Here is a 17,663-nt window from a genome sequence, read left to right on the forward strand (position 1 = left end):
ACCGCGGTCACGGCCTGCGGCACGGGCACGACGCGGGTCGGCGCTGCCGTCGCCGGCCGGCCGGGCACAGGCGGCACGCGGACCCTGGTCGTGGCCCCGTTGACCGGTCTGATCAGCCAGACGGTCGGGGAATCGCCGCGCCGCCCGCTCTTCCCCCTTCCCTGTCCATGCGTCTTTGCCTCGTAAGGATTGTGTTGTCCGAGACACCGCGCGCCGCTTTGTGGCCGCACCAGCAAGAAGCCGTGGAAGCGCTCACCGCCGCGTTCGCCACGGCCGAGCGTGCCACCGCCGTCCTGGCCTGCGGGACGGGCAAGACCCGGATCGCCGCCGCCAGTGTGGACGCGCTGACCGGGCGGTCAGAGGCGGCGAGAGTTCTGGTGGTCGTGCCGTTCCTGGAGCTGGTCACGCAGACGCTGCGGGAATGGTGTGCCGTCCTCGGGGAGCCGCGCCTGGGGCGTGTCGTGGCGGTCTGTTCGGACAAGGACGTTCTGCGGGAACAGCCGCATCCGGCCGGGCGGCGGGCGGCGGTGACCACCGGTGCCGAGGAGCTGGCGAGGCTGACCGCCGGGCCGGGCCGGGTCACTGTCGCGGTCACCTATGCGAGCCTGGGCTGTGTCGCGCAGGCCCACGCGGAGCACGGGCTGCCGATGTGGGACCTGATCATCCTGGACGAGGCGCACCGCAGTGCCGGGAGCGCGGGCAAGGCGTCCGCGATCGTCCACAGCAATGCGTTCATCCCGGCCGCGCTGCGCCAGTACATGACCGCCACGCCACGCATCGTGGCCGGGGGCGGGGACAGTGTCAGCATGGACGATCCGAAGGTGTTCGGTGAGGTCGCCTATCGTCTGGGGTTCGCCCGTGCGACGGAACTGGGGCTGCTGGCCGGCTACCGCATCATCGTCCCGGTCGTCACCGACGAGGAGGTGCGGGCCGCGGCCGAGGCGGCGGACGGTTTCTACCAGGTCGGCCCGTCCGTTGTGCCGCCGTCGGTGCTGGCCACGCAGATAGCGGTGCTGCGGGCCGCTCGCACCTACGGGCTGCGCCGGATGATCACGTTCCACAACAGGGTGAGCGCGGCCCGCCTGTTCTCCGGCACGCTTGCCCATGCCGCCGCGCACCTGCCGGCGGGGGAGCGGCCCGCCCGGCTCGTGGTCGGACACGTCCACGGCTCCGAGTCCCTCGCCCACCGCAAGAACACCCTCTCCCGGCTCCGGGCCGAGGACGACTCGCTCGTCGTGATCAGCAACGCGCGCGTCCTGGGGGAGGGCATCGACGTGCCGGCCGTGGACTGCGTGGCCTTCGTCGACAACCGCGGATCGGCCATCGACTGCATCCAGGCCGTGGGCCGTGCCCTGCGCCGGGGAGACAGGTCCAAACCCAAGACCGCGTCCGTGATCGTGCCCGTGCTCCTCAAACCCGGCGAGGACCCCGAAGCCGCCCTCAGCACCTCACGCTTCGCGCCGGTGTGGCAGGTGGTGCGGGCCCTGGGCGCTCATGACGACGGCCTCGCGCACCGTCTGTCCCGGATGCGTCAGGACCTCGGCGCCCGGCCTGCCGCGAACAACCCGGACGCGGACTCCAGCGACACACTGCTGACGTTGCCGCAGTGGCTGGAGGTCACCGGGATCCCCGTCCCGCCCGGATTCGCGGACGCCATCACCGTGCGGACCATCCGCTGCGCCACGAACACCTGGGACGAGTTCTACGGCGCGGCGCTCGCCTTCCGTGAGGAGTTCGGGCACACCGACATCCCGTCCGACTGGGTGACGCCCACCGGCCTGCGCCTCGGTTCCTGGTGGACCAAGCAGCGGGTCGCCCACAACGCCGGTGATCTGATACAGGAGCGCGCCGGACGTCTGGTGGAGGCCGGCATGGTCTGGGACCAGTTCGGCGAGTCCTGGACGACGACCTGTACCGAGGTGAAGCACCGTGCCGCGGAGCAGGGCCACTTCGTCTTCGATCCGGACTTCACCACCTCGCACGGCGTCATCGCCCTGAACTGGTGCACGGCGCAGCGAACCCTCCAGCGGCAGGGCAGGCTCCACCCGGAGCGCCGGACCCTGCTCGACCGGATCGGCTTCCCCTGGGACGCGCGGCAGGACCGGTGGATGCGCCGCTTCCACCAGCTGAAGGCCGTCCACGACCGCCGCACGAGCGTCCTGCGTCTGCCCGGTGACATGCCGGAGGCCGTATGGCTGGAAAGCCAGTACGTCTCCCACCGCAACGGCCGCCTCGATCCGTGGCAGCTCGCGCTGATGAAGACCATCGGGATCGACTTCACCGACCGGCGCCGCGCCCTGTGGCTCTCCGCCTACAACATGCTCAAGAACTTCCACACCGAGCACGGCCACTGGAATGTCCCCGCCGGCCTCAGAACCCCCGAAGACGTGGACGTGCGCTCGTGGAAAGCCACCCAGCGCACCAGCCACAAGGCCGGCACGCTCCCCGCCGAGTTCACAGACCTGCTGGACAAGATCGGTTTCCCCTGGGACCCGGCCCGGGAACGCTGGGACGCCCGCCGCACCGAGCTGGCCCGCTTCTACGCCTGTCACGGGCACTTCAGCGTGCCCTCCGGCCCCCTGGGCAACTGGTACTACCAGCAGTGCAAGAAGCACAGGGAAGGAAAACTCTCCTCCGGCGCCGAAAACAGCCTGGGCGCGATCCACCCCCTCTGGCACCAACGAGGGCGCCCATGACTCCCTCCGCGCACCCCGGGAGAGACCGGCCCACAACTCCCCTCCGGCCCCGGCGATCCGGCCATCGGCCATTCGGGGATCCCCCCGGAGCTGGTGCGGCTCGGTGGCCGCCACACCTTTCGGATTTCGCTCTTTCATGCGGTTTCCGTTCCGACTCAAAGACCTGTGCTCGATCCGGTCGGCAGGATCGTTGTCCCGGGGTACCGCACCACGCGTGGCGCGGCAGGAGCCACGTTCCGCACAGCCGCCCCGGGGCCGCCGGGTGCCCGTCACCACGAGCCCGAACTCACCGGACGCGGGCCCCAGACCCCGGCACAGCACCGCACCGGCCCCACCATCTGCACCGCCGCACCGACACCGGACAAGGAGCGCCATGAGCTATGTGACACGGACCGAGTGGGAGGACCATTTCGCCCGGGGGGAGGGCTTCCGGCGGCTCGGGGAGGGTGAGCGGGCGCTGCTCGCGGAGCACGTTCCCGCGCCGGACGGGGGCGGCCGTGCGCTGGATGTCGGCGCCGGCACGGGTGAGCTGGCCGCTCATCTCGCCGCCGTCGGCTATCTGGTGGACGCCGTCGACTACGCCGACAGCGCGCACGCGCGTGCCCGGGACGAGCACCCCGGCAATGGACAGGTGCGCCGGCTCGTGCTGGACATCGAGAACGGCGACCCGTCCGGACTCGATCCGGCGGGGTACGACCTGATCACCCTGCGCCTGGTGTACCCGTTCCTCACCTGCCGGACGAGCGTGCTCCACGCGCTCGGGGAACGGCTCCGGCCCGGGGGCGCGCTGGTGGTCATCACCCCCACCGCCAAGGGTGTGCCGAAGGACCGGCGCGACATCGCGCTCGACGAGGACGAGATCACCGTGCTGACCGGGGGCTGGGAGAAGTCCGAGCGGCTGGACGCGGACGGGCTCGCCATGCTGGTCCTGCGCGGCCCGTGCCCGCCGGACACCCGGGCGGCGGAGAAGGGCACCCCGGCCGGGCACGCCCTGATCGAGGCGGCGCTGGCCGTCGTCACCGACAGGGCCGGGCGGGTGCTGCTCGGACGGTCGGCCCACGCTTTGTGGGAGTTGCCGGGCGGCAAGAGCCGCGGCAGCGAGGAACTCGCCGCCGCGGCGGTGCGGGAGCTCGCGGAGGAGACCGGTCTGTTCGCCGAACCGGCCGGCGCGGTCGTGGTGGCGATGCTGGTCGACGACGCCGCGGGGGTGCCGCGGCTGACGGCCGTCGTCCGCGTGACTGCCTGGTCCGGAACCCTCACCAACCGGGAACCGGACCTGTTCGCGCGGTGGGAGTGGCACACCCTGCACACCCTGGCCCGCATCGGGCCGGTGTTCACGCCGGCCGCGCACGCTCTCGACAGCGTCTGGCCCGGGATCATCCCCGGTCTGCCCCCGGTGCACGCCTACCCGCTGGCCGCCGTTCAACCGCCCGTGCCCGGGGAACCCGTGGAGGCTGTGCGGCTGCGGCACGCGATGGCGGACGCCGTGGCCGACGGCGGCTGGGCCCCCTCCGAGCCGGTACGGCGCGCGCTGCGCACCGTCCCCCGCCACCGATACGTCCCCGAGCAGGATCTGCGCACCGCGTACGACGACGGCCATGCCCCCGTCACCCGGAGGAACGCCACCGGGCGGGCGACCAGCTCAGTGTCCGCGCCCTGGCTCCAGGCCGACATGATCGAGAGCCTCCGGCTGCGGCCGGGGGCGGTGGTGTTCGAGGCGGGGTCCGGCGGCTACAACGCCGAACTCCTCGCAGCAGTCACCGGGCCGGCGGGGCGGGTCGTGACCGGAGACATCGACCCGTACGTCGTCCAGCGGTCCCGTCGCTTCACGGCGGAGGCCGGCAGCGGACGCGTGACCCTGTTCCAGGGAGACGCCGCCGACGGCGCGCCCGCGTCGCTGGTGCCCCGGGGCGGCTTCGACGGGGGCATGGTCACCTACAACGTGCGGGACATCGCCCCCGCGTGGCGGGAGCAGCTCGCCGACGGCGGCCGTCTCGTCGTGCCCCTGGAGATCCACGGTTACACCCGCGCCATCGCCTTCCAGCGGCGCGGGGACGTACTGCACGCCGTCAAGTTCACCCACTGCGGGTTCGTCCGGGCCCAAGGCGCGCACGCCAGCCGCGCCACGGTCGTGGATCTGCTCGGCGGCGCGCTCCGGCTCCGGTTCGAAGACGGCCCGGCCGACGGCACCGGCGGGCTGGAGGCGGCGCTGCGCGACCGGAGGCACGAGATGCCCACGGGAGTGACCATGGGGTCCGGGTTCTACTTCGGCTCACTCCACCTCTACACGGCCACCACGGTGACGGGGTTCTGCCGGCTGGCGGTGGACCGCGACCGGGACACCGGTGCCGTCCGGCCCGCCCCGGGGGACACCGCGCCCGCCGTCACCGACCGTGGTTCCCTGGCCTACCTCACCTACGAGCAGATCCGCGACGGCGACACCCCGGCCGAGAAGCTGTGGGAGTGGGTCGTTCACGCCTTCGGCGACCGGGGCCCGCAGCTCGCCGAGCACCTCGCCGGGGCGGTGCGGGCGTGGGACCGGGACGTCAGGGGCCGGGCCGAAGACCCCGGCCTGACCGTCCACCCCGCCGGCACCCCCGACCACGAACTTCCCGCAGGTGACGTCCTGGACAAGCCCCGCTGCCGCCTGGTGTTCCAGTGGCCGGGCCGACACGCCACCCACCCGGCACCCGCGCAAACCCAAGCCGCCCCCGTGGACAGGGCCACTGATCGTCATTCACCTTCTTCTCCCGGCGGTGCGCTCATGAGCCAGGAGCTGCCACCGGCGAACGCCTCCGCGCTGATCCACAACGGCCGGGGCGAGTACCTGATGCGTCTACGCGACGACATCCCCGGCATCCGGGAACCGGGAGCCTGGTCACTCCTTGGCGGCGGACGTGAACCCGGCGACCGGACCCTGGAGGACACCGTCCGCAGGGAGCTGCGAGAGAAAGCCGGTCTCGAACTCGGCCGCCTTGAGCCGCTCGCCGTCGAGTACACCACTGGGACCGACGGTGTCACCGTGCCCTTCCAGACCTTCACCGGACGCTGGGAGAAACACCCCGACACGCTGTCTCCGACCGACGGCGTGACGCTGCGATGGTTCACCCCGGACGCCATGAACCGGCTGCGCATGAGCCCCACGACGCTCGACCTGGTCCGCCGCCACGCCGCCCTTCCCGCCACACCGTCACCGGAGCACCCGGCCCCCGGACCGGCCGGGCTGGAGCCGGAGCTCGCCGTCCGCGAGATCTGGACGGCCTACGGGGCACATCACCTCCGGCGCGGCACCCTGGTCGAGGACGTGGACGACATCCGCTGGGGCTACGGGGCGGGCGGTCCCGGTGCGGAGGTGCTGGGGGATGTGTCCGGGCTGAGGGTACTCGACCTCGGCTCCGGGACCGGTCGGCACGCGGCCCGCCTCGCGCGCCTCGGCGCCCGGGTCGACGCCGTCGAAGCCTCCCCGACCCAGCATGAGCGGGCCATCGCCCGCTACAGGGAAACGCCCGGTCTGCGGCTGATCCACGCCGACGCCGTCACCCACCTGAGCGGGACGGCCAAGCCCTACGACCTGGTCTACGCCGTCCATGCCCTGTCCTACATCGACCCGTACCGGCTGCTGCCCGCCCTCGCGATGGCACTGCGCCGGGGCGGGCGGCTGGTGTTCTCCGTCCTGCACACGAACTCCGCCGGAACCATGCCGTCGGACACGGTGCAGGCCCGGCCACAGACTCTCCCGCTGGCGGGCGGCGGTGAACTCATGGTGCCCATGTGGGCCCTGACCCCGGACCGGTGGCAGGCACTGCTCGCCGAACACGGTCTCGTCACCGACGCCGTCGTCGTCCTGTCCGCACCGGACGAGGACGACCCTGTGTCCTGCACCCTCGTCCAGGCCCGCCGCCCGGCCCCGGACGCCGAGCCCGCAGCTCCCGGAGCACGGACATGAACACACCAGCGAACACAGACACCGCGGTGGCGGTGTTCACACCACCTGACGAGCACTCAGACGAGGTGCGGATGCGGCGCGCCGACGGCCACGCCCAACGGGCCGAACTCACCGAGTACATCACGGCCCCCACCGTGGTCCTCGAACGGGACATCGCGCTGCCGGACACCTGGAGGACGGACCCTGAAGAACGCCCTCGACACCCTCGCGCCCGTACCGACGGACCGGGAGGCGGTACGGCAGCGGTGGGCCGACCGCGACTTCCGCCGCTTCCTGGGCCCCGCCTCGATCAAGATCACCGCCTGGACCACCGGGCACGCGGTGACTGCATGCGCAGGACGGCACCGGCGCTGGCACGCTGCGTGCTTTGATCTGCGGCTTCAGGTCGGCGCAGGCTCACTGTCCGGCGACCGGGCGGGCGCGGAGCACGGGGTCGAGCAGGTCATCGGAGGCGCGGGCCGGGGCTTCGCCTTCGTCGTAGGTGGTTGCGGTGAGGAAATCGGTCTCGATGGGTGTCAGGTTCGCGATCAGGGTGTCGAGTGGGTAGGTGTCGACGAAGCGGGCTCGGGTGTGAGTGACGAGCATGATCGCCAGGGGCTTGTCGCCGGGCATGGGGAGGCCGGGGAAGATGTCGCCGCCCCAGTACATGACCGGTGCCTCGGTTCCGGGAAGCGCGAAGTGGCCTGCGCCGGCCAGCATCAGCAGATCGGTCTGGGTGCTGGTCTCCTCGCCGTGGTAGTCGTACAGGTATACCTCCATAGCCTCGTCACGGTGGCGGAGGAGGGTGAAGCCCTGGGCGGCCCGGGAGGCAAGCAGCTGCAAGGGTGTCTTGTTCCGGTCAGCGAGGATCCCTGCTACCGCCTGCTGGTGGTGGGCGGCGGTCCCCGTCAGGTGCCAGTCCGGGGCGGCGCCGTCGATGGCCCATCCCCGGTACATCGCGGACGGGTTCTCGATGATGTCGAGGCCCGGCAAGGGCGTGCGCAGCCACTCGTCGAAGCTGTCGCGTGACATCGGTATCCGTGTCGCCAGCATGAACGAACGAGCGCCCATCACATCCTCCTCAGTCCAACAACGGCGGGCTCGACCGGCATCCGCCGACAACCGGCCTGGAAGCCGTCGGGTGCCTCGCACGATAGCGCCGCCCACTGACACCATGACAGGCCCGCACACTTCGAATGTCCGCACCGGCGGCCGGAGGGGAGCTACGCGGTGACGCGGACCATGAAGGTGGTGTTGCGAGTGCGGCTGTGTGACCGGGGCCCGTAGGGGCGGAGAACCATCGTCGGGGGTTCGCCGGAGAAGGGCGAGTCGACGGTCCTGGCGCAGGGGTGACTGGTCCTGGCTGATGCAATTGCTGTCGGTGTGGCGCCGGTTGCCGAAGACGCGGTGCGGAGGCGCCCGCCGGGCCCGCTGCCGGATGACCACCGGCCAGCCCGGTCCTGGAACGCCTCCACCGCTGGTGCCATGACCGGGCCGCGGGGAGGCGTACCGGACCGGCATCCGGGTGGTCCGCCACACCAGTGCCCTCGCCCCGCGGTGTACGGCCTGACTCGGCCGACGCGCCCGGCACGCGGAGACGGGGAGGACGGTGACGGTGTGGGCTGGAGGTTGCTGGGCGTCGGGCCGCCGTTGGTGAGCCGTCCCCAGCCGGCCGGCGCCGCGGGCCCGCCGGGGAAGTCCGGGAGCGGGACCGGCTGAGGGGTGTACCCCCACGCACCGGCTCCGTTGCGGTGCCGTCCCCCTGCGGGGCCGACGGGGCGGAGATCCCCCGCCCCGCGCTCGGCGTCAGGGGAGGGAAAGCCTGCCACTGGGCCTGGACATGCGATGCCGGACGGTCGTCCGTGATCAGCCCGGCTGTGGTCCTCCCGCCCCGGAGCGAGCCGGTACGGACCGTGGACGGGTGACCTGGGCGCGGTTGTGGGCCCGGAAGGCACGGCGTTCCCCGGCCTCGGCGAGCACCGCGGCTTCGGCTTCCGCTCCGGCGTCGAAGGCCGCCGGAGAGAAGCGGTCGCAGGCTCTGACGTGCCGTTCCCATGCGTCCTGCCAGAACTCCACCGTCCAGCCCGGCCACAGCTCCGGTACCTGGTAGGACCCTGGCGTGGAGTGGAGGGACCACCAGCCCAGGTGGCGGCGTTCCGGGTCGAGGTGGATGCCGGCGTTGACGTGCAGGTGGCAGCGTCCGTGCCCGGGGGCGTCTGCCAGGCGGTCGAGCAGGGCGGCGCCCTCACGGACCGGGTGGTCGAATGCGTCGGAGGCGACATGGCAGCGGCCGGTGCTGACCGTGATCACCACACCACCTGGGTCGGGACCGGCCAAGTCCTCGTCGTCGGGGGCGAGGAACGGGGCCAGGGAGAGGTCCGCATCGCGGCAGCGGACGTACTCCTGGTCCAGCCCGACGTACTCCCGCAGTTCGGCCGGGCCGTCGTACAGCCAGCGGACCTCCCAGCCCGGCCACGCGGCTCGGATCAGCTCGAACATGGCGGCGCGGTGGCGGAGTTCGGTGCTGGGGCCCTCCCAGGCGAAGAACAGGAGTACCTTCCGGCCGAGGTCGAGCAGTACTCCGCCCTGGGCCATGGTGTCGTCCAGCCACCAGCCGTCCTGGCGGAGTCCGGGAAGCAGGGCGAGAAGGGGCGTCGGCCCTTCCAGCAGGTCGAGGTCGATTCCGGCCGCCCAGCCGGTCCGGTACAGCTCGTGTGTGCCGTTCTCGCGGACCACGATGATGTTGGCTCTGGTTCCCATGAGGTCAGGATGACCGGGCCGGAGGCTGTCGGTCATCTGTTTTCGGCGGCTTCGTGGCTTCGGCCTCCGGGGAGTGTAGGCGGGTCGACGGGGTGGAGGCGAAGGTTCCGCCGTGATCGCGGACGGACTGTCAGTGCCCTTGCCTAGGGTTCGGTGCACCCGACCCACGGGCCGCTGCCTTGTCGCCGTGCAGGCGCACCCAGGCGTGGGCAGCCCCGAGATCCACCGACCCGAGGACCGACTGGTGCAGATCAACAACTTCACCGCGCAGGAGAGTGCCGACCCCGCCGGCCTCATGGTGCTCCGCTTCGCAGAGCCTCTGGACGCGGGCACGCTCCGCGCGTTGTGCGACGCCCTGGTCGCCGCGGGCATCGTCGATCCCCTGCCGGGCCCCGGCTCCGACGGGACGGTCCACCCGGAGGAGTCCGCGGAGGTGGTCGGGCTGCCCTGGCGACCCCCCGGGGCGGATCACGCCGACACGCAGCACCGGATACTCACGGCCCTCGGAGAACGGTTCGCGGTCAGTACCGCCTGGTTCCTCCAGGCCCCGTACGGCCTGAGCCCCGAGATACGGTCCGTCTACTTCCCGGAGAGTCTTCCCGCGGTCGTCGGCCAGGACTCCGCGGCAGGTGGCGCGGCTTCCGCCGAACGGGTCAGCCGATCCGACGGGGCGGGCTCACTCCTTCCGGCCTGGCGGCCGGTGGAGGGCGACTCCCCGTTCGCGGTCGAAGGCTACCCGGAAGTCATCGAGGAGCTCGACTGGTACGACTTCGGGATCGCCGTCAAGCTCGGTGGTACACGCCTCGCCGGTGAGGAGCAGGTACTGCGGGCGTTCAAGAGGCTGTGGATCGCGTCGTACGGGGAGTTCCGCCACGAGGGCCTCTCGTACGACCCGGTTCACCGCTCCGCAGGCTTCTGGATCGACCGCTGGGCGTTCCCCGGATCGTACGGGGCGACGGTCCACCATCTGCTCTGGATCGTCCGCTCGCTCCACGAGATCCTGCCTCTGGTACACGTACGCTTCCGGAGCGCGGGGATGGGCCAGAAGTACGGCGCCCTCCTCGGCGACACCGGCCACTGCTTGATCCTTGCGGGCAACCCGCTGCACGACGTCTTCCGCGCCGAGGGTGAGGCGGCCGTGTCGGCCTGGACCGAGAGCCGGACTGTCTGGACCGTCTGGAACGCTGAGGAGATCGCGGCCATGCTGATCGAGATCGTCGGGGAACATGACCCCGCCAGTCCCGACGAGGCCGGCACCGCCATCCGCCTGGCCGAGCGCGCGATCGCGCTCGACCCCGAGCAGGACATGGCCCGCGCGTATGTTCTGTTCGCACTGGTGAGACAGGGGCGGTTCGATGAGGCACTCGAGCGGGTCCGGGACTGGGAACGACCGCGGCCCGCCGTGTACTTGGTCAAGACTGCCCAGGAGTACGCGCCGGACCAGGTGGCGGCGGCCCTCGCCACCGTGCCGATGTCCGGTCTGAGCGCGTGGGCGACAAGACCGACCGTGGCGTTTCTGATCCGGGCGGTCGTGGAGTACGCGCCCGACCGGTTGCCGTCGGCCCTCGCCGCCATGGGAGAGACGCCGGACGGGATCCCGGAACTGGCCCGGTACGCCTGCGAACTGGCCTACCATCACCGGAACTTCGCCCAGGCGCTCACCATCTATGACGCCGTCATCGAAGCCCCCGCCGACCGGATGACGCCGGTGATCTACCAGGAGGCTCTGTGGGCCGTCCAGACGGACAACAACCACCTGCCCGTGCAGCCGGAGCGCGCCCGGCGCTATCTGCGGGCCTCCTTGCCCCACGGCCCGGAGAACCCGGCGATCTTCTACAACGCCGCCTGCGTCTGGATCGAACTGGGCGAGCTGGAGGAGACGCTCGGATGCCTGCGCCGCGCCCGCGAGCGGGGAGGGAGCCGGGGCGCGACGATGACGCGATGAACGATGCCGGCACTATCACAGTCTCCATCACAGCCAAGATGACGTTCAGGACCAATAGCGTCCTCAGGTGTTGAGGCCCGCACTCCCGGGCCGAGCGGAAGCGGACCCACCGGTCGGCGGGGAAGCCGGAGTGGAATGCGACCTGCTCGCCCGGACGAGAAGCCGCGCTCAAGCGGCGTGCAGTGGGGGATGTTCAGGAGGTACCAGGGTTCAGAAGCCGTATCCCAACCGAACATGATCCGTTGATTTCTGCTGGTCAGTCATGGTGTCGCTGAGAGTGAGGGAGGCATGCGGCGTCTTGTGTCCGCTTCATGACCGAGGGGTCGCGGTGGCGTCGGTGCTGGGAATGTTGGAGGAACGGGAGGCCGCTGCCCGGGTGCGGGTGGAGGGCCTGCGCGAGGAAGCCGCGCGGTCGTGGACGGGTGCCTTGGTGGTGGTGACGTCGGTGATCACGCTGGGCGTGTCCGGGTCACAGGTCTCGGTGGCGTGGGCGAGGTATCCCTTCCAGCGGGTCTCACCGCGGTGTGCGTCGCGGGCGCTGGTGTCGCAGGGCGAGACGATGGCGAGGGCCGAGGGTGGCAGGCCGGAGTCCTCGGGTTCGCGCCGCTTCGGCCGGTCCGTCGCGTCGAGGACGCATTTCTGCACGAAGATCTGCCGCAGGGACTGGACCTGCTCGCCGTCGCGGAGGGCGGGCAGGTAGCGGTGGACGTAGCGCGGGAGGAGGCGGGCGTCCTCACCGGTCTCCTTGATCCGGGTCCTCGGCCTGGACGGGTTCTTCGCGAGCCGGGCCGCTCGGCCGTAGCGCTTGCCGCAGTCCTCGTTCACCGGGCCGACCAGTTCGTGCGGCGCTCGGCGGGCGAGTTTCTCCAGCGCGGCGCGCATGGCTGACGGCGGTCTCCGATCATGCCGTCCACCTGCGGGGATGTCTCAAGGCCGCCAGCGGGGCGCGACGAGAGGCCGTTGACACATGGCCTGCGTGACGAGCGCCAGGCGGGTCAGGTCGCGGTCCGTGGCCAGGACGTGGGTGGAGTCGGTGCGCTGCCAGCCGCGCTCGCGGACCAGACCGACGGCCCGGATCCTCTCCAGCACGAGGGCGAGTCGGACAGCTCCAGTACGACTCCTCGAAGTCCTCGTCGCTCCACAGACCATTGAGGTGATCGCGGATGGCCATGGCCGTGGTGCCGTGCGGATTGCACGCCCGAACCACCCGCACCGTCAGTTCGGGAACCCGCAGCCGGTACGGGAGCGAACGCGCATCTCGGGCCTCCGAAGTAGCGAGCCCTCACCGTGCCACCCGCGCCAACGGCCCGATCCGTGAATCTCGGGGCGGGCGCCATGAACGAGTGAGCGCCCGTCGGCCCACCAACCACCACAGCCACACAGGCATCACAGCACACGTTCGACGCGTTCACTCGACGGTCACCAGGCCGACGGCGACTCCTCGCCAGGCGACCCAACAGCACGCCGCCCGCCTGACCAGAGGAAACGAAGCACCTGGTCAACGCACTTGCCGTGATGGACAGCTCCTGACTGCAGGATCACCGACAGCGTCAGGCACTGAGGGGAAACCCCAAAGTATGCTGGGCCGGTGTCCGAACTCCTGGCGTTGCGCAGCTACTTCATCCGCTGTGTGGCGAGATCCGACAAAGTCGGCTTCTCGTTCCGGGACGGCAGGGAGTTCCTCGGCTGGGTGGCCGAGGTGGAGGAGGGCCGGATCCTTGTCTCCTGGGCTCCGGGTCCCTTTGACGACCCGGTCGGCGACGGCAATGGGGAAGATGACGGCGAGTGGGTGGCGTTCACATCCATCCGCCCTGGCACAGTCGGCCACTATGACTGGACGGTCCGGCGTTGGGTGAGCATGCTCGGCTGAACCGCGCGGCTCGTCAGGGCCACACCTGGAGCAGTTCGGGGGACGACGCGGCGGCCCCGGCGCCGATGCAGCACCTTCACGATCTCCCGCGCCGGTCCACCACGGACGGCCACCGCACCCGCTCACGCGCCATACCGGTACATGTACTTGTACCCCTTGCGGGCCCAGGACATCGGTGAGTGATCCGGGCTCAGAGCTGTCGGCGGCGGAGGTTCTCGGACCAGTCCCCGGAACCGGTCCTTGAGGCGGACCGGCAGCTCCGCCCGGTGGGCGGTGGTGTCGTCGGTGGCGTCGTGGACGGCCCGGAGGGCGGGCCGGTGGCCGTCATTGGCCGCCGCCATGGCGTAGCCGGGCCACCAGTTCTTGGGCAGGCCACCGTTGCGGGGCGGATTGCCCGCCCCTGTCAGCGACACGCCGGTTCGGGGTAGCGCTCGCGGCGCCGGTACGGGTCGTCGACGCCGGTCTCGTACCAGGGCTCGCCGCGCCGGAGCCGGGGCAGCGAGTTCACCCACACCGCGAACGCGATGCCCCTCACGTCGTCGGCGAGCGCCTGGAGGCGGTTGTCGAGCAGGTGCTGCTCCTTGCCCGTCAGGACGACGTGCCGCCGCGGGAAGGTCTGGGAGCGGGTGTAGCGGTGACGCTGCCGGAACGGGAATCTCCGCCGATCGTGCCGCGGGCTCCTTCCCAGACGCGGTGCCCGGCGTAGCGCTCGTAGTCCCAGACCTCCTTGGCAAGGCGGGCCTGGGACATGGTGCCGTTGTCGAGCTCGAAGAGGCGCACCTCGCTGGTCCCGGTCGGCCACGCGAGGACGGCGTCGGTGTTGAAGCTCAGACCGGTCTCCTTGACGGCGTGGCTGACCTCCACCTGCCAGTCGGTCATGTGCTCGCGGCCACCGTAGGCCAGGATCATGTCCGTCACCGCGACGCCGTGCGGACCGTACCCGGCGCGAACGGCCTTGGCTCCGGTGCCGGCTTTCGGTCTGGGAGGCCGTTCGTTGCCGTCGGCCAGAGACTTCTGTCCCGCCACGGTGAGGTTCCAGATCTGGTGCTTGCCCACCTTGCCGTTCGTCTCCGCCGGCCCCCGCTCCGCCAGCTTCCTCATCGCCCTGCGCACGTACGACTGGCCGTCCGACTTATCCTTCGTGATCACCTCGGCCATCTGCCGCGCCGTGGCGGTCCGCACGCATACCGGCATCCGCAGCGCATCAGCCCGCACCTTCACGGTCGGAATGGACTTCTTCCCCTTCTCCGGTGTCTCAGAGGAAGGGAGAGAGGTGTCAGCATGCCGGAGGCCCCCTGGCGGGCGGTGTGGGCTGCGCCGATGGGCACGACGTCGGAACCGTTTCCGGCACCGTTCACGGCACTGGATTCCGGGCCGCCCGACGGGCGTTCAGCACCCCTTGGGCAGGTCAGGCGCGGCTCCGGCTCGGGCTGCGGGGCGCTGCTGGTGTCCGTCATGACAAGCCTCATCACGCAGGTGGCGCGGGGGCCGGATGGAGGTCCCCGTCACCTGGTAGAGGTGTGGCGAAAGCCGATGGTGTGACCCGCGGCTGAGTGTAGCTACCGACCCGTGATCGTCAGGCAGGTGCGGCGCAGAGTTCGGAGACGATCGTGAACGAGGTCGTCACCGTCGGGATCGCCATGGCCGGCGGCATCACCGCTGCGTGGTCTGGCCGTGCGCCATGCCGTTGCGGATCTTACGGGAGTAGTCGAGGTACTCCGCCTGCCCTGCTGGCTTTGTCGGTGAGCCACGAGAGCGCCTGTTGCTCAGCGACGAGGGCGCCCTCTCCCACGGGAGAGTGATGTCGCCGAGTACTGAGAGCACGTGAATGCCTGCTTCGGGGCCATGGTTGTGCTCTGTACCAGGGCCTCGGGTGCCGCCGAAATCGAAGGCCGAGCTGTACGCGGCGACCCTTCGAGATTCGCGTCAGGGCCCGGCGAACCGTGTCCTTCAGCGGAAGCACGCGTCAGGTTCCTGACCGCGCAGAAGGGGTTGTCGTCGGCTTGGCCGGACCGCCCAAGAAGCTGCCGCCGCGGGCGGCCCGGCTTGATCCGTTCAAGCCGTTGATCGACGAGACGCTGCGGGCGGACCCGGATGCGCCGTGCAGGCAGCGGCACACCGTGAAGCGATTCTTTGAGCGGCTGCTGGATGAGCAGGGTGCGGACGAGATCTCCTACCGGATGGTCCGCGGTTGTGTTGCCGGCCGCTGAGGAGATCCGGGTTCGGTCCGGCCGGGGTGTGGTGGAGGGGTTTGTCCCGCAGCCGCACAAGCCCGGGGCCGAGGCGGAGGTCGATTCGGGGACGTGACGGTGCGGCTGGCCGGCGAGGTGGTGACCTGTGCCAGTTCGCGTTCCGCGTGTCCTGTTCGGGCAAGGCGGTGCACCAGATTTTCGCCCCGGCCGGGCGGCAGGCGTTCTTCGAGGGCCACGTCCACGCTCTCAACGTGCTGGGCGTTGCGCCGAGCGGCCTCAAAGGCGCCGCCTAGCTTGCCGTCGCGCTGCGGACTCCGGGCTAGGCGAGCGGGCCGCCTCCCTCACCCGCGGCTGCCTCGGTCTCACGGAGGGCAACCCGGCGGTCCACGACGCCCCGTTCCGGCTCGACGGCGGACTGACGTACGCGCAGGAGGACACCCCGGAACCGTTAGGGGATGCCTTCGCCGCCCTGCTGGAGTGCCTCAGCGAGGCAGCCGGGGGACGGCGTCCGCCTGGGCCCGTTCACCGAGGTGCTGTGGGCCTCCCTGCAGGCGATCGCGGCCCTCAGCCGGGCGGGACGGCTGCCGTCGGAGGTCATCCGGCAGAGGGGGGAACCGCCGGCTGACCGGCTCGCCGTGCTCCGGCACACCACGCGGTCGGGGCCGCGCGGCAGGTCAGTCCGTCTTGGGGCCGCAGCGCATGCCGATGTAGACACAGCGTGTGCCGTCGGGGAGGGCGGAGAAGATCACGGGGGTGTAGGCGGTGCTGAAGGCCGCGCCCACGCCCGTACCGGCGAACGCCGTTTCCGTGACCGGCAGCAGGTCGATCCGGAGGGGATCGGAGAGGTCCTTCATGCCGTCGACGAACTCGTAGAGCGCATGCCCGGCACCGTCCTTCTCGGTCACCGTGATGACCACGCCCTCGCGCCGGTACGTGCCGACGAGCGGCGTCCAGTCGACCGCGGGCGGCACGGCCGCCGGGGCGAAGGGCTCCGGCATGCTCACCCCGGCCAGTTCGGTGAGGAGTTCGCGGTAGAGCTCCGTGTACACCTCGCGCGCGCCACCGCCGTTGGTGAGCAGCGCGACGGCGACGCCGGCGGACGGCACCACGCGCAGGTAGGCGTACTGCCCGATGGAGGCGCCGTCGTGGCCGTAGCCCCGGACGCCGTTCCAGTCGTACAGGGTCCATCCGAGGCCCCAGCCGTGCGAACTGACCGTCCACTTGTCGGGGCACTCGGCCACCTGGCGCTGCATCAGCCGCACCGTCTCCTGCGCGAGCACCCGCGTGCCGTCCTCGGCCACGCCGCCCGCGAGGTGCGTCCGGGCGAACCGCGCGAGGTCGCCCGCGCTCGCGATGACCCGGCCGTACGGGCCCGCCGAGCGCGGCATCATGTCCCACTCCGGCGCAGGGTCGGGCTGCTGGCCCGGCTCGCCCAGGTGTCCCATCGCCGCGCGGAAGCGCAGTGCCTCCTCGGGCAGCGTCATGGTGCGGGTGAGGCCGAGCGGGGTCAGGAGCAGGTCCTTGAGGGCCTGGTCCCAGACCTTGCCGGTCACCACCTCGATGATCCGGCCGAGCACGTTGTAGCCGACGCTGCTGTACGAGATGGCGCTGCCGGGCGGGCAGTCGAGCGCCACGTTCTTCGCGGCCTCGACGTACTTGGCCAGGCAGTCGTCGCCGCGCCCGCTGTCGTGGTTGAAGTCGCAGGTCAGACCGCTGGTGTGGCTGAGCAGCCGGCGGACGGTGATCAGGCCGACCGCCTCGGGGTCGGCGACCGAGAACTCCGGCAGCACGTCCGTGACCGGCGCGTCCAGGTCGATCCGGCCCTCCTCGGCGAGCCGCATGACCAGCGTCGCCGTGTAGATCTTGGCGATCGAGCCCATCTGGAAGACGGAATCGGTCGTCGCCGCCACGCCCGTGCCCCGGTGCAGGACTCCACTCGCCAGTTCGTGGACCGTCCCGTCGACGAGGACGGCCAGGGACGCGCCCGGTACGTGATGCTCGGCGCAGAGCTGGTCCAGGCGGGCCTGCCAGCGGTCGAGGTCCAGCTTCCGCCCGCCCGAGTCACGGGCTCCCCACGCTCCGTCCGCGCTCCAGTTGCCCCGCTCGTCCCAGCTCGCCCTGTTCGACATGGCAGTTCCCCTTCACGATGCGTACAGCGTTCCTGTTGTGCGAACAGTGTACGCATGAAAGGTGCGCTGTACGCAAGATGCGTACAGCGTCGGCTACGGTGGGGCCGACGCCCTGACGGGCCGACACGGACCGACACGGACCGATG

13 protein-coding genes and 1 pseudogene are annotated in these 17,663 nt (G+C 71.0%); 6 read left to right on the forward strand and 8 right to left on the reverse strand.

Going from position 1 to position 17,663, the window contains the following annotated elements; all coding sequences use genetic code 11:
• Positions 1-194: 194 nt before the first annotated feature.
• Positions 195-2,696 carry a Helicase associated domain protein gene (locus AB0D49_RS33190; RefSeq protein WP_362764903.1) on the forward strand — a complete coding sequence of 834 codons (2,502 nt, stop codon included), beginning with the start codon at positions 195-197 and terminating at the stop codon, positions 2,694-2,696.
• A 373-nt stretch (positions 2,697-3,069) separates the two neighbouring features.
• Positions 3,070-6,642 (forward strand): methyltransferase, FxLD system, encoded by a 3,573-nt coding sequence (fxlM, locus tag AB0D49_RS33195; RefSeq protein ID WP_362764906.1) that lies wholly within the window; start codon positions 3,070-3,072, stop codon positions 6,640-6,642.
• A gap of 396 nt (positions 6,643-7,038) precedes the next feature.
• Here fxlM and AB0D49_RS33200 read toward each other — a convergent pair whose 3' ends face one another.
• Together AB0D49_RS33200 and AB0D49_RS33205 are read right to left on the reverse strand one after the other, a co-directional pair.
• Positions 7,039-7,674 carry a hypothetical protein gene (locus AB0D49_RS33200; RefSeq protein ID WP_362764909.1) on the reverse strand — a complete coding sequence of 212 codons (636 nt, stop codon included), beginning with the start codon at positions 7,672-7,674 and terminating at the stop codon, positions 7,039-7,041.
• Between the two features lie 813 nt (positions 7,675-8,487).
• On the reverse strand, positions 8,488-9,381 hold the full coding sequence (locus AB0D49_RS33205; RefSeq protein WP_362764912.1) for a hypothetical protein: 894 nt from the start codon (positions 9,379-9,381) through the stop codon (positions 8,488-8,490).
• A gap of 187 nt (positions 9,382-9,568) precedes the next feature.
• On the opposite strand from AB0D49_RS33205, the gene AB0D49_RS33210 reads away from it, so the two are divergent.
• Positions 9,569-11,326: a hypothetical protein gene (locus AB0D49_RS33210; RefSeq protein WP_362764914.1), complete on the forward strand. Its 1,758-nt coding sequence runs from the start codon at positions 9,569-9,571 to the stop codon at positions 11,324-11,326.
• Positions 11,327-11,635: 309 nt separating this feature from the next.
• Here AB0D49_RS33210 and AB0D49_RS33215 read toward each other — a convergent pair whose 3' ends face one another.
• On the reverse strand, positions 11,636-12,208 hold the full coding sequence (locus tag AB0D49_RS33215; RefSeq protein ID WP_362764917.1) for a hypothetical protein: 573 nt from the start codon (positions 12,206-12,208) through the stop codon (positions 11,636-11,638).
• 45 nt (positions 12,209-12,253) lie between these two features.
• Entirely contained in the window at positions 12,254-12,415 is a 162-nt protein-coding gene (locus AB0D49_RS33220; RefSeq protein ID WP_362764919.1) for a hypothetical protein, read from the reverse strand.
• Between the two features lie 499 nt (positions 12,416-12,914).
• On the opposite strand from AB0D49_RS33220, the gene AB0D49_RS33225 reads away from it, so the two are divergent.
• Entirely contained in the window at positions 12,915-13,196 is a 282-nt protein-coding gene (locus AB0D49_RS33225) for a hypothetical protein (protein ID WP_362764922.1), read from the forward strand.
• 122 nt (positions 13,197-13,318) lie between these two features.
• Here the strand turns inward: AB0D49_RS33225 and AB0D49_RS33230 are convergent, their stop codons facing one another.
• Genes AB0D49_RS33230 through AB0D49_RS33240 form a run of 3 tightly spaced genes read right to left on the reverse strand, consistent with a single transcriptional unit; the run spans position 13,319 to position 14,417 of the window.
• Entirely contained in the window at positions 13,319-13,609 is a 291-nt protein-coding gene (locus tag AB0D49_RS33230; RefSeq protein ID WP_362764925.1) for a hypothetical protein, read from the reverse strand.
• The gene (locus tag AB0D49_RS33235; protein WP_362764928.1) at positions 13,600-13,731 is read right to left on the reverse strand and encodes a hypothetical protein; all 132 of its coding nucleotides are present in this window, start codon (positions 13,729-13,731) and stop codon (positions 13,600-13,602) included. Before AB0D49_RS33235 ends, AB0D49_RS33230 begins: the two co-directional genes overlap by 10 nt.
• Before the next feature lie 53 nt (positions 13,732-13,784).
• The gene (locus tag AB0D49_RS33240) at positions 13,785-14,417 is read right to left on the reverse strand and encodes a replication-relaxation family protein (RefSeq protein WP_362764931.1); all 633 of its coding nucleotides are present in this window, start codon (positions 14,415-14,417) and stop codon (positions 13,785-13,787) included.
• A gap of 722 nt (positions 14,418-15,139) precedes the next feature.
• Between AB0D49_RS33240 and AB0D49_RS33245 the strand changes: the two genes are divergently transcribed.
• Together AB0D49_RS33245 and AB0D49_RS33250 are read left to right on the forward strand one after the other, a co-directional pair.
• On the forward strand, positions 15,140-15,406 hold the full coding sequence (locus AB0D49_RS33245; RefSeq protein ID WP_362764934.1) for a hypothetical protein: 267 nt from the start codon (positions 15,140-15,142) through the stop codon (positions 15,404-15,406).
• 349 nt (positions 15,407-15,755) lie between these two features.
• Positions 15,756-16,029, forward strand: a pseudogene (locus AB0D49_RS33250) (transcriptional regulator); the annotation flags it as partial.
• Between the two features lie 33 nt (positions 16,030-16,062).
• Here the strand turns inward: AB0D49_RS33250 and AB0D49_RS33255 are convergent.
• Positions 16,063-17,517: a serine hydrolase gene (locus AB0D49_RS33255; RefSeq protein ID WP_362764937.1), complete on the reverse strand. Its 1,455-nt coding sequence runs from the start codon at positions 17,515-17,517 to the stop codon at positions 16,063-16,065.
• Positions 17,518-17,663 lie beyond the last annotated feature (146 nt).

Origin of the sequence: Streptomyces sp. NPDC048290 (assembly GCF_040652095.1) — a bacterium.
GTDB lineage: Bacteria > Actinomycetota > Actinomycetes > Streptomycetales > Streptomycetaceae > Streptomyces.